Origin of the sequence: Blautia hansenii (assembly GCF_013304445.1) — a bacterium.
Classification (GTDB): domain Bacteria; phylum Bacillota; class Clostridia; order Lachnospirales; family Lachnospiraceae; genus Blautia.
On sequence record NZ_JAAITA010000010.1, the window covers coordinates 42822 to 55063 of the forward strand.

Annotated in this window: 10 protein-coding genes; 2 read left to right on the plus strand and 8 right to left on the minus strand. The window is 39.5% G+C overall.

Annotated elements, in window-relative coordinates:
• Positions 1-288: 288 nt before the first annotated feature.
• From G5A70_RS09025 to G5A70_RS09055, 7 genes are all read right to left on the minus strand, one after another.
• Positions 289-1167: a MerR family transcriptional regulator gene (locus G5A70_RS09025; protein ID WP_173749320.1), complete on the minus strand. Its 879-nt coding sequence runs from the start codon at positions 1165-1167 to the stop codon at positions 289-291.
• Between the two features lie 221 nt (positions 1168-1388).
• Positions 1389-1925 carry a rubrerythrin gene (rbr, locus tag G5A70_RS09030; protein ID WP_173749321.1) on the minus strand — a complete coding sequence of 179 codons (537 nt, stop codon included), beginning with the start codon at positions 1923-1925 and terminating at the stop codon, positions 1389-1391.
• A 109-nt stretch (positions 1926-2034) separates the two neighbouring features.
• Positions 2035-3267: an ABC transporter substrate-binding protein gene (locus G5A70_RS09035; RefSeq protein WP_173749322.1), complete on the minus strand. Its 1233-nt coding sequence runs from the start codon at positions 3265-3267 to the stop codon at positions 2035-2037.
• A gap of 12 nt (positions 3268-3279) precedes the next feature.
• Positions 3280-4392 carry a glycoside hydrolase family 172 protein gene (locus G5A70_RS09040; protein ID WP_173749323.1) on the minus strand — a complete coding sequence of 371 codons (1113 nt, stop codon included), beginning with the start codon at positions 4390-4392 and terminating at the stop codon, positions 3280-3282.
• A gap of 30 nt (positions 4393-4422) precedes the next feature.
• On the minus strand, positions 4423-5277 hold the full coding sequence (locus G5A70_RS09045) for a carbohydrate ABC transporter permease (RefSeq protein WP_173749324.1): 855 nt from the start codon (positions 5275-5277) through the stop codon (positions 4423-4425).
• A gap of 13 nt (positions 5278-5290) precedes the next feature.
• Complete coding sequence (locus tag G5A70_RS09050; protein ID WP_173749365.1) at positions 5291-6148, minus strand: carbohydrate ABC transporter permease; 858 nt, start codon at positions 6146-6148, stop codon at positions 5291-5293.
• Between the two features lie 48 nt (positions 6149-6196).
• Positions 6197-7468: an ABC transporter substrate-binding protein gene (locus G5A70_RS09055; RefSeq protein ID WP_173749325.1), complete on the minus strand. Its 1272-nt coding sequence runs from the start codon at positions 7466-7468 to the stop codon at positions 6197-6199.
• A gap of 178 nt (positions 7469-7646) precedes the next feature.
• Between G5A70_RS09055 and G5A70_RS09060 the strand changes: the two genes are divergently transcribed.
• Positions 7647-9461 carry a sensor histidine kinase gene (locus G5A70_RS09060; protein ID WP_173749326.1) on the plus strand — a complete coding sequence of 605 codons (1815 nt, stop codon included), beginning with the start codon at positions 7647-7649 and terminating at the stop codon, positions 9459-9461.
• Positions 9439-11058 (plus strand): response regulator transcription factor, encoded by a 1620-nt coding sequence (locus G5A70_RS09065; RefSeq protein WP_173749327.1) that lies wholly within the window; start codon positions 9439-9441, stop codon positions 11056-11058. The genes G5A70_RS09060 and G5A70_RS09065 overlap by 23 nt, the downstream gene beginning before the upstream one ends.
• A gap of 113 nt (positions 11059-11171) precedes the next feature.
• Here G5A70_RS09065 and G5A70_RS09070 read toward each other — a convergent pair whose 3' ends face one another.
• Positions 11172-12188, minus strand: coding sequence for a 3'-5' exonuclease (locus G5A70_RS09070; protein ID WP_173749328.1), 1017 nt, complete (start codon positions 12186-12188; stop codon positions 11172-11174).
• Positions 12189-12242: the final 54 nt, after the last annotated feature.

A 12242-nucleotide genomic window follows, 5' to 3' on the forward strand; every position in this document is an offset into this window, starting at 1 on the left:
AAAACAGACTGCTTTTTACCGGATTTCAACTCTTTATACATAACTTTTTTACTCCGCTTTTAATCACCTCTTATTTTTGTGCATAAAGTTTTTATCATTCATCTGAAAATTCCTCCAATCAAAAAGGCAACTACCGTAACTGATAATTGCCTGTGCTTAAATTTCTGTAAAAGGAAAAGGCAATCAATTTCTTGTTTTTTGAAATCAACTGTCTTTCTCATGTTTACTATTCAATTTTCATAGTGATAAGTGCATCATTCTTTTGTTCCATAACTAGATACAATAAATTTACTCGAGCTTTTTTATAACTAAATTGTAGTTGCTGTCATAGTGCATTCCAAGCTCTCTGCACATTCTATCGCTCACCTTATCTAAGGCTTTCTTATATTCTGCATACTGCGGAGACAGAACCATCAAGTTAGGAATAAATATATCGTTATAACCTTTATCTTGGAACTCTTTCTGCATTTTTTTCTGTGCAACAATCGAGGGATGGTATTTCATTATGCCAGTTTTCATTTTAGCACCTTTCCATACCATTTCTTTCAATCTTTCGTATTCACGTTCACTCATATCACGATAATAAGCTATCATCTCATCTGCGGTTCTTGTTTCTTGAATAATCCCGCCTGCCATCTTCACACCTATTCCCATAAGAAAAGGAACTTTCAATGTAGTTTCATCACAATACTCTAATATATTCCGTAAGGCTTGCTTCTGTTCCGGAGTCCTTAATCTTACATTAAGAAATGGTTTGAAGTGACTTTTGAAATAATCACCCCATTCTTTTCCTGGCAGCAAAGACTCAATCGCATTTTCAACAGTCTGGTAATCAAGCAATTCATTTGCTTTGTCTGCATTACCATCATCTATGAATTGCTTCAAAGCTTCAAGTTCTGACTCTTGTAAAATTTTTTCCTGCAATTTTTCTTGATAAATACGAAGAAGAATGCTTTTGTCGCCACTTTCCAAAAGACTCTGTATGTCTTTAATTCCAATACCGAGCTTTCTATATACTGAAATCTTTTTTAAAATTTCAACATCTTGTACGGAATAGTTGCGATAACCGTTGCTATCTTTATCTACTGACAGCAATCCTTTTTCTTCATAATACTTAACTGCACGCTTTGTCATTCCGACTTCATTTATAATTTCGTTCAATAACATCGGAAACACCTCCTTGTGAGGATAGTATAAATGTGTACGCTACGTACAAGTCAAGAGATTTTCGGAATTTTTTCATTTTTCTCATTCAAACTGCAATTTATTTTTACCTGCATTATATTGTGCTGTTTCACTGCATAGAAAAAGAACTGCCGCATAAACCTCAGGCTCCTACGAACATCCTGATACACGTTTCATGCTGCAGCGCTTTTTTCATTTCATTTTTAATAATTTTCTGTCTTTCTCTCAAAATATGCCTGCGGGTGTGCACATGCAGGACATACTTCCGGTGCTTCATCTCCCATGTGAATATATCCGCAGTTGTTGCATTTCCATCCCAACGGCGCTTCTCCCTTAAATGTTTCTCCCTTTTTCAGAGAATCCAACAACTTGAGGTACCGTTTCTCGTGGGCAGCTTCGATTTCAGCAACTAACTCAAATTTTTCCGCAAGTTCAGCGAAGCCTTCTTCTCTGGCTTCTTCTGCCATACGTTTGTACATGCTTGTCCATTCTTCATGTTCACCCTCGGCAGCATCTTTCAGATTCTCTTCCGGAGTATGAATTCCGTGAAATTCCTTAAACCACATTTTTGCATGTTCTTTTTCCTGATTTGCAGTCTCTTCAAAGAGATTTGCCATCTGCACAAATCCTGCTTTTCTGGCAGCTGAGGCATAATATGTATATTTATTGCGTGCCTGTGACTCACCTGCAAAAGCTTCCATAAGGTTCTTTTCTGTTTTTGTTCCTGCGTACTTTGACATACAAGACCTCCTTTATTCATTATACTTATAAGTGTAGCGAACCTCAAAAGAGATGTAAATAGAATTGCTCTCGTAAAAAACGAGCAAGCAGAGTAAAAAGCGGGCAGGTTCAGAAAAAGCTATCGGTAATTTGCTGGGACTTTTTGCAAAAATCTTCCTGAGATATTTCATCCGTAATATACTTTTGGAAAAGATTTCCCATGGCTGTAATATCCCCCATCGTATTGGCTGACAAAGGTCTTTCCTTTAATTCTACATTTTCCACATAATCTCTCAGCACCTCAAATCCAGGAATATCCAATTCTTCTTCGCAAATAATATCTATTCTGGCGGGCAGTCTGCTCATACATTCTGAGTATGCAATACTGCCTTCACGGCTGGCTGCATACTGCAAAAATTTTACCGCATTGTCCTTTCTTTTTGAAGACCGGTTCAGAACATACTGCCAGGCAGCAATATTCGTGGCCTGCCTTGTAAACTGAGGCAGCGGTACAACCTGAATCTGCTCTTTTCCATATGCTCCTGCTCTTTGAAAGGTGTCCATGGCTCCGCTGTACATAAAGATACTGCCATACTTTCCTTCCAAAAACTTCTGTTCCATCTGCTCATACTGATCCGCTGTCCATGCAAGAGAATGCCGATTACTTTCCGCCATTTCGTGAAGAAATGTCAAGGCAGCTTTTGTCTGAGGATTATCCCAGTCATAATAACTGCCTCCAAAAAGCTGAATCATTTCCGATAATTCATTATACACATACGCACTGTCCCAAGCACTCCCATAACCCCAACACTCTTCCCCGAAATCTTTCTTTAAAAGCTGCCGGAAATCTTCTTCTGTACGAATTTCCTCCGTCCCTATAACACTTCGATTTACCCAGAATACCATAATATCCATAAAATAAGGAACGGAATAAATCTTTCCATCCTGCATGGCAATATGCTCCATATAGCTTTGGGGATATGCAGTAAATACCTCCTCGGACATAACCGTTTCATTCAAAGGTTCCAGATACTGCTTATGTTTGAATTCACTTACCATTTCATCATTTACTGTAAAAATATCCACAGAAGCCTCTCCTGCTGCCAAAATAGTGGAAATTTTTGCATGGCGGTTATCTGCATTCTCTGGGCAGGAAAGTACCTCTATTTCCATCTGTAGTTCTTTTTCTGCCCGCCGGATAAATTTCTGAAATTCCGGATTTTCTGCATCAATATGCATAATCGTCAAATCAGCCTGCCTCGATTCTTTCAGAGCTTTCTCTTTTTCCTGTTTCTCTGCCATACAACCCGTAATACCCAAAATACAAACCCCAATTACAAAACCCAACACCCGTCTTTTCAAAAACCTCTCTCCTTATCTGGGCCACCGGTCCTCCTTTTTCATCAGGGGGGCAAAACCCTCATGAGGCTCCGCCTGATACCAGTACGCCACGCTTGCCACATCATCCTGACGCTCAAAAAGTCCTCTATACCCCACACCAATCTGCTGAATGGTTACCTTCAAATTTTCCTCAAAACAAATAGGGTCCTGAATATGCCAACGGTAAAATCCCCGCATAGGCATACAGTCATCATTGTGATAATCGTTGTGAATCACCTCATCATGAGAAGAATAATAGGGATATCCCATATAAGGCGTACAATAGTTCTGCTCCACGGTTTTGCCGTCCACCTGTTTTGCAAAACTCCAGGAACCACCAAAGTAATCCTCTGTTCCTGTTCCGCATATCGTAGGGTATTCCTCATCCCCATCAATATAAAACTTCATTTCTCCTTCGCCCCACCAGTAGCGTTCTAATGTTGTCAAGGCCATATAAGTTCCCACATAATGACCTTTTCCTCTCACATTATCCAAAATCACATAATCTTTTTGAAGCTCCGTAATTTTTTGTCTTCTCCACTGTGCATGAAAATAAGCAATATCTTCTGGTAAAGGGTCATCCCAAAGGCAGTAATCTATCTGGTAGAAAAATGCCGGTATCGGATTCACATGCTGATTTTCCAATGTAATTCTGGCTTTCTTTTTAAACGGCATTTGAAAATAACTGTTCAGTCCCCTGCTTGGAACTGCCGCAATAGGAAGTGAATTTACAATACACTCCCTGCCAAAGCCACAGCAGAAAAAATCTCCCAGAGGGCTTTCCACAGAGGGTTCCTCTTCATCATCCCAATACATACGCAGCACTAAATCCCTTAAAACAAAGCAGTCCGCTTCTGTAGTTTTATTGGTCACAGTAATCCATATATGATTGATGGTTCCCGGCCCTTCGATTTCTGCCAATGTCACAGTCTCGCCGCTTGGTATATCCCGCAGGCACGGGCTGCCTTTCCTTGACGGTCCCAGGGTGCTCGCCGCCATTCCCCCTTTGCCTTTTTCTCCTGTAGGATTCTCTGCATTAATGGCACGGCTTTTTCTGTGCTTCGCCAACGCCAGAGTTCCCAGGCTTCCTCCTAAATCATAATTCATCTTATTTTCCTCCTGTCTGTTTCTCCTGCTTTAAGCCTTTACGCCGCCTGCCATAATTCCATCCATAATCTGTTTCTCAAAAATTGCTACAAAAATAATAATAGGAAGCAAAATAATCCACCCCATAGCGCTGACCAAATCCCACGGCACTCCATACATATTATCTCTCAGAGGAAGCTGTACAATAGCAACGGACAATACCTGAATATCATTAGAGTAGTATAACGGCGTAAAGAAATTGTTCAGGCAGGTAATAAAATTAATAATACACACAGTTGCAATAGCCGGTTTCATAAGCGGTAAAACTATTTTGAATAATCTCTGCACAAAGTTTGCTCCGTCAATAGATGCAGCTTCTTCCAAAGACACCGGAATCTCTGCAGCAAAATTTTTCAGAATCAACACAGTAAACGGAATAACCCCACTGATGTACAAAATAATCAGCCCCTGATATGTATCGTAAAGCCCCACAGCCCTCATAAATTCATAAAGAGGTCTTGCAGTTACTACCTCAGGAATCAGCATCGTGGCAATAATAAATGCAAATGCAATACTAATTCCTCTGGTTTGAAACCTCGAAAATGCATAGGCAGCCATAGCGCATAAAACTGTGCTTACTATAATTGTAACACCAACTATCAATACTGTGTTCCCTATTTTTTCTAAAAGACCTACATTTTCCATTAAAAATTTATAGCTTTCCAGCGTTGGATGATCTGGTATATAATCAATGGGAGTTTTAAACAATTCCCCCGGCGGCGTAATAGATGAAACAAAAATCCAAAGCACGGGGAAAAGGATTAAAAACGCTACCGCTGCAAACAATACCCACCTGCCTGCAGCAATCAATATGCAGTACACTCTATACTTTCCTGTATCCTTCATAATGCACTCTCCTCTAATCCGACAATTTATTCATAATTTTAATATTGATAAAGCTGAAAACAGCCATTACAAGAAACAGCATAACCGCCAGCGTTGCCGCATAACCCACGTTCAGGTTGGTAAAGGCCTCTGTCGTAATTCTATATGCAATAAGCGACGTGTCCTCACCCGGCCCTCCTGAAGTCATGGCGTATACCAAATCAAAAGTTGTCAGACGCCAGAGTGTAAACGGAATGCAGAGCGTAATTACGTTTCTGGTAATTAGAGGCAAAGTAATCCGAAAAAAGCTCTGAATACCATTGGCCCCGTCTACTTTTGCCGCCTCGTAAATATCACCGGAAATAAACTGTAATCCCGACAGCACCAAAATGGCAAAAAACGGAAGATCTTTCCACAAATCCATGGCAATAACCGCTGCTCTGGCTGAACCTGTGTTAATCAGCCAGTTATACTGGAAATCTGCCACAAAGCGCCGAATGAAATCATTTACCAATCCATAATCATTGTTAAATCCCCATTTTGCAGCCATACCAATAACAACCGCCGGCATAGCCCAGGGAATTAGCACAATGGTTCGTAAAAATCTTCTCCCTCTAAACTTCATGTTCAGAATCAGGGCCAATCCAACTCCCAGAATCACATGGAAAATCATGGATATCACAACAAACATCACCGTAAACGTCACAGAAGTTTGTACTTTCTCATCCCGAAATACATTGACATAATTAGCCAGTCCTACAAATTGATTCACCCCTGTCAGAACCTTAATATCAAATAAACTATTCTTTAGGGTCACACAAATAGGATACAAAGTTGTAAATCCGCGAATAAGCACAACCGGAAGAATCAGAATCCAGGGAATCCATTTCATTGTTTTTTTACTGATAGTCACTTTTCCTCTCCTCCGTTCTCTTTGGCTCTATTCGCTGTATTTTTCTACCAGTTTCTGTGCTTTTCCACAAAATTCATCCACACTGATTTCGTCTTTCATGCAAGACTGGAAAATAGTTCCCATATCCGTAATGAATTCCATTGTCTGAGGCAGCATAGGACGTCCGGAAACTTTACACTCAGAAGCATAACGTGCATACATCTCTTTGGCAGGGTCTGTATCCGGAACAACCTTTTCTGCCACATCTGCTCTTGCAGGATATCGGTCAAACGCCTCATAGGATGCTTTCATACCACCCTCATCTGCCATATACTGCAGGAATTTAACAGCTGCCTCTTTATTTTGGGAAGCAGAATTTAATACATAATTCCAAGAATCTGTAAAAATAACCCTTTCCCCTGTTTCACTGAAATCAGGCACCATTGCCATGTGAATCTTATCTGACCCCAGCATATCTGCTTTTTCATAATCAGTTCCCAGGCCCCACATAAACCAGCTTCCATACTTTCCGTCATTTGCTTTAGGGTTCATCTGTTCATATTTGTCTGCAATCTGGTCAATAGCCGTCTGTTTATTTTCTACCATGTCATGAAGGAACTGAATAGCTTCCTTATTTTCCTCTTTTGTCCAATTAAAATAATCTCCGCCAAACATATTGACAAACTGAGCAATTTCATTAAAAACATAAGTTTTTTCCCAGGAACCACCATATCCGTATCTTCCATCCTTGGATACTGCTTGCATATATTTCATAAAATCTTCCTTTGTATTGATTTGTGCAATTCCCACTTCGTCCATGATTTCCTGATTAACCCAAAAAGCCAGATACCCTGTATACCCAGGAACCCCCACAATATTTCCTTCCTTGTCAGTAATCATATCTTCCAGATAACCTTGAGCAAACTGGTCTCGGATATCTTCCGTCATAACGGTATCGTTCAGACCTTCCAGCCATCCGGAATTCTTAAATGCTGCACTCATTTCATCATTAATTTCAATAATATCCACCGAGGAGTCACCCGTAGACAAAATAGTCGTAATTTTTTGTTGTCTGGTATCCGAATCTGTAGGCGCTGCAATTACATTAATATTCAGACCTGTTGCACCTTCTACGTCTTCCAGCCATGTATCAAAGTCCGGGTCTGTCGTATTAATACTATATAGCGTCAAATCGTAATCTTCTTTGTTTTTGCTCTCTTCTCCCTCTTTCTCTGAAGAGCTGCTGGAACCTCCACAGCCTGCTAGCATGCTGACTGCCATTGCACTTATAAGAAATAAACTTACAATTTTTTTCTTCATATTCTCTTTCCTCCTGGCTTTTCGCCACCGTTTTTGATAAATTTAGAATAGCAAATCTGCCGCTTCTTCAAAATACAATATCTTTTGATTCATTTATATTATTTTTATCTTTATTGCACCTCTATTTTTTCTCATTTATAATACAAACTATAAACCGGAAGAAGAAAGAGGTCACATTATGAAAAACATTCCCCACCATTTTAAAATTTATTTTTCACATTTTCGGACAAAACTGCTGTGCGCTTTCCTACTTTGCACCTTGATTCCACTGTGCATTATTGGCGCTATTTCCTATAAAGTCTCTCATACCATTGCCAGAGACAAAATTCTGGCTTCCACTGTTTCCTCTGATGAACAGCTAAACATACAGTTTCAGGAGCGTTTTCTGCAAATAGAAAATACCGCAGATTCTCTTCAGTATGATATGTATAATTTGATGAATACCAATGTTTCAAAGACTGATTTACAAGTTCTTACTGAAACCCGCAATCATCTTTCTTTATTTAAAAATACTTTCAATCTGCACTACATTCAGGTTTTTCTTCCAAAAGAACACATCGGTTCAGAAGAAAACCTTTATTTCTTCCCAATAGAAGATTTAGAAAACTTCCGGATTCCTAAAAAAAGTCTGGAAAATCCCGGAACTTCTTCCATCTGGTTCTATCAGCCTGATTTATCTGTTCCTTTTTTGATTTCCGAATCTAAAGAGCCAACAAATACCATAGCCCTTTGCCGGATTTTAAAAAATCCTCAGACACAGGTCATAGAATACGCTTATATCCTTTTTCTGAATACTGCCGAGTTCTCCCAACCCCTCCTGGAATCCTTCCCCGACAAGAGTATTTCCAGCTATCTTGTCACAGATACCGGTGAAATTATTGCTGGCAATAACCAGAATTTGAGTATAGCATTGTCTTCTCAGGATATAAATTTTATGAAAAAACACCAAAATTCTACTGTAAAAAAGGGGGCTGTAACCTGCCATATCTCCAAATTGGAAAATGGCTGGTATCATATTACGGAAATTCCGGATTCCTACATCAATCAGAATATTCAGATATTAATAAAATCCATACTCATCACCTTACTGATTTCTCTGCCTGTCACTGTTCTGATTATTGTGCTGATTTCTCGGAACCTAGCCGAAAAAATCAGAGTATTGTCTCAGGCTATGGAAGATTTTCAATTGGATACGCCCACAATTGCCCTTCCCTGGCTGACAAGCCCTGACAGACATCCGGAAACCTTTGATGAAATTGACAAGTTAGGACTGACATTCCTAAAGCTGCAAGCCTCTTTAAACCAAAACTTGCAGTCTATTCTGGATTTATCTCTGGCGGAAGAACGTTTGAAATATCAGCTTCTTCAATCACAGATTAATCCCCATTTTCTTTACAATATTTTAGGTTCTATACAAACTTGTCAGTCTCTTGGAAAATTGGATACTGCCAGTCAGATGCTGACAAATCTTACCCGGTTTTACCGTATGACTCTTCGGAAATCCGGAGATTTAATTTCTATAAAAGATGAGTTAGAAATTGCCCGTCTGTATCTGGAAATGGAAAAGCTATGCCACAAGAACACTCTGACCTGGGATATTTCTATGGAAGATGGAATTGAAAATTTCCTTATCTGCAAATTTACCTTACAGCCTTTTCTGGAAAACAGCATTGTTCACGGCTTTTCCCAAAGAACGCCTCATATCCACATCAGGATTGAACTTTGTTATGGAGAAGATACCGTACAAATCCGTATTACAGATAACGGAAAAGGCATTACGGAAAAACAACTCTGTGAACTAAAGAAAACTCTAAAAGAAAAGATTATAAATTATGAAAAACACTTTGGTATGGGCAATGTCAATAAACGAATTTGCAACCCCTATTTTGGCAATGGACACATTAATATTGAAAGCCGTCTGTACCATGGAACCTGTATTTTTATAGAATTCGACCAGCTGGAGGATTGTAATGAAAAAAGTTATGATTGTTGATGATAATTATCTCAACGCAGAAGGTATTGAGAAAAACATAGACTGGAAAGCATTGGATGCAGAAGTTTCATCCGTCAAATATGACAGCCGTTCTGCACTTGACGCAATGAGAGAAAATCCCGTAGATTTAATTATATCAGATATAGAAATGCCGGATTTAGATGGAATTTCCATGAGCAAACTTGCCCTTTCCTTAAATCCTCTGGTTAAAATTATTCTTGTCAGCGCTTATGATAAGTTTGAATATGCCAGACGTGCCATACGTCTGGGTATTTTTGATTATATTGAAAAACCTCTGGACTACGCTTACCTGACAGAAAAGATTCAGAATGCTTTTCAGGAAATTGAGCGTACACAAAAAAATACAGATCTGGTAAATGCCAGCCGTCCCCTTATGACGGAAAAATTTTTTAATGATTTACTTCATTATCCAGGTGAAAATCCTGCAGCCCATTTAAAACAATATCTGCAATATCTGGATTTGCAGTTTGACTACGATTTTTTCTGTGTTATGATTCTGGAAACTGAAAAAGTAACAGAAAAAGACACCTCAGGGCTGACGGATACGGATTCCGATTTTTCGCGTTATCAGATAGAGCTTTTAAATGTTCTTGATTTGTTAAAAGAAAAACTAAATATTTTTAACGGCACTTTTTATCTGAAGGGGTTTCAGGATATTGTCTGTATTATCGGACAAGACACCGGACACAGTATCCCTTTTCTGCAATCCGTACACAGGCAGGCAGAGGCCATTACAGATCAGTACCAGAATCATATGCTTTCCCTCAACATAGGCATTGGAAACATTGTAAACAGTTTGTGGAAACTCCCTGTTTCCTTCGCCAGCGCCTCACATGCCTTGAAATACCGCTTTTTCTTTCCACAGAAAAATATCTTTGATGCCAAAGAAGCACTGGGAAAAGAGTTTAGCCTGCTGTCTTTTTCTGAAAACACCGAAGAGGAACTCATACGCCTTATCTGTTCCAAGGATATTACAGCCATCCGCTCCTGGCTGGCTGATTATTTTCAAAGACTTCTTAGTGAAATTCAAGACAAAAATCTGGTATTTGTTCGTATTTACTCTCTGCTGGGAAAAATACTGAAATTCTTATACGAAATGAATCTGGATACGGATGATTTAGAAAAAGAAATCATACAAATTTACACCCACTTTGATTCTTTCCATACTTACAAGCAATTTGCTGACTGGATGACAACTCTGTGTTCTCAGGTTTGTCAGAAGCTTGATACCTCCCTGCAGAGCTATCATAATCAAGTATATAACGTTGCTTTGAGTTATATCAAACAGAACTTTGAAAACAGCAGCCTATGTCTCAATGACATTGCCCACCATGCCAACATCAGTCCCGCTTATTTAAGTTCTCTTTTCAAAAAAGTTTCCGGGCAAAGTATCAGCGACACCATTTCGGGACTTCGTATGGAAAGCGCCTGCCATTATCTGGCCTCGGGAAATCTTTCGTTGAAAGAAATCAGCCTAAAATGCGGTTATGCGAACCAGTATTATTTCAGCAACAGCTTTAAGAAAAAACTGGGAATATCACCTTCCGCATATCGGGAGACGCATCAGACCTCCTGATACATCTAAAACACTGCATTTTCAGCTTTAAACTGCGCTGCCGACAGCATAAACAACCATAAACCTATTGTTATCTGGAAAAAGACAGGGGAAGAAGTTCTTCCCCCTAAAGTCTATGCTCTCTTTTTCCTTTTCTTTCCCGTCTTTTTTACAGGTGTTCCTGCTTCCTCACCCTGCGCCTTTTCACTGTGTCTCTTGAGCCGTCTCTTCTTCCGCAGCTCTTCCTTTTTCTGCCGAATCAAATCCGCCTCTTCTTCCTCTATCTGTTTCAGAGTCCTGACCACATAATATTTCCCCTCATCTGTCTTTTTTATCCTGGCCTTTCCTTTAAAGTACCCATGCTCCGGACAATAAGCCAGGCAGAGATGGGATTTGGGATTCAGGGAAAACCAGCGTATTTTCTTTCTGGCTGTCTGACCACAGAGAAAGCACTTTGTTTTCGTTACTTCCCGGTCCTCCATCGCTTCTTCTTTTGAATAAAACTCTCTGGAAATATACTTAGAATAATTTTCAAAAACCCGATAAATTTCTTCGCCTCTGGCTTTGGGGTTCTGATAGCAGTCAATAGAATAATGTTCCTGTACAAAAGCTTCGGGAATCTTCTGCAGGATTTCGGCAGTGTAATAGGCATCATTCAGTGCTCTGTGAAATTCCCCCTCTTTTCCCATACACAGGAAATCTATGGCATATTCCAGAGACCTGGAAGTTTTTTCTCCTTCGTAAAACAATCCAAACAATTTCTGCACATCATAATAGAAAACAGGTCCTTTTAAAAGATTTATCATTCGGTAATACTTCAGATTGCGCTGCAATTCAACCAAATCCGAACATCCCCATGTACAAAATTTCACGTCAGATCCGCACCATTTCATAAACTGCTTTGCCGCTTTGGCAAAAGGCATACCCTTTTCCAGTGTTGCTACATCAATATCCAAAATCTCTTTTGTGCGAAAATGCAGCTTTCGATAAACACAGGGTTTTACAATCTGCTGAAAAGAATCTACAATTTCCCGCTTTTCATTCAGTTTCACCGCACCTATCTCGATAATTTCAAAAGGCAGTTTCTTATTCTCTCTTCCCTTTCCATAAGGACATTGATTCCACTCTAAGTCCAAAACAATATAATTCATACCAGCACCTTTCTTTCGGAATCATCATTTGTGCAGAATCATTCTAGCAAAATA

Excerpts from the sequence above, each read along its gene's own strand:
- G5A70_RS09025 (WP_173749320.1), bottom strand. The coding sequence starts at position 1,167 with ATGTTATTGAACGAAATTATAAATGAAGTCGGAATGACAAAGCGTGCA.
- rbr (WP_173749321.1), bottom strand. The coding sequence starts at position 1,925 with ATGTCAAAGTACGCAGGAACAAAAACAGAAAAGAACCTTATGGAAGCT.
- G5A70_RS09040 (WP_173749323.1), bottom strand. The coding sequence starts at position 4,392 with ATGAATTATGATTTAGGAGGAAGCCTGGGAACTCTGGCGTTGGCGAAG.
- G5A70_RS09045 (WP_173749324.1), bottom strand. The coding sequence starts at position 5,277 with ATGAAGGATACAGGAAAGTATAGAGTGTACTGCATATTGATTGCTGCA.
- G5A70_RS09050 (WP_173749365.1), bottom strand. The coding sequence starts at position 6,148 with ATGAAATGGATTCCCTGGATTCTGATTCTTCCGGTTGTGCTTATTCGC.
- G5A70_RS09055 (WP_173749325.1), bottom strand. The coding sequence starts at position 7,468 with ATGAAGAAAAAAATTGTAAGTTTATTTCTTATAAGTGCAATGGCAGTC.
- G5A70_RS09060 (WP_173749326.1), top strand. The coding sequence starts at position 7,647 with ATGAAAAACATTCCCCACCATTTTAAAATTTATTTTTCACATTTTCGG.
- G5A70_RS09065 (WP_173749327.1), top strand. The coding sequence starts at position 9,439 with ATGAAAAAAGTTATGATTGTTGATGATAATTATCTCAACGCAGAAGGT.
- G5A70_RS09070 (WP_173749328.1), bottom strand. The coding sequence starts at position 12,188 with ATGAATTATATTGTTTTGGACTTAGAGTGGAATCAATGTCCTTATGGA.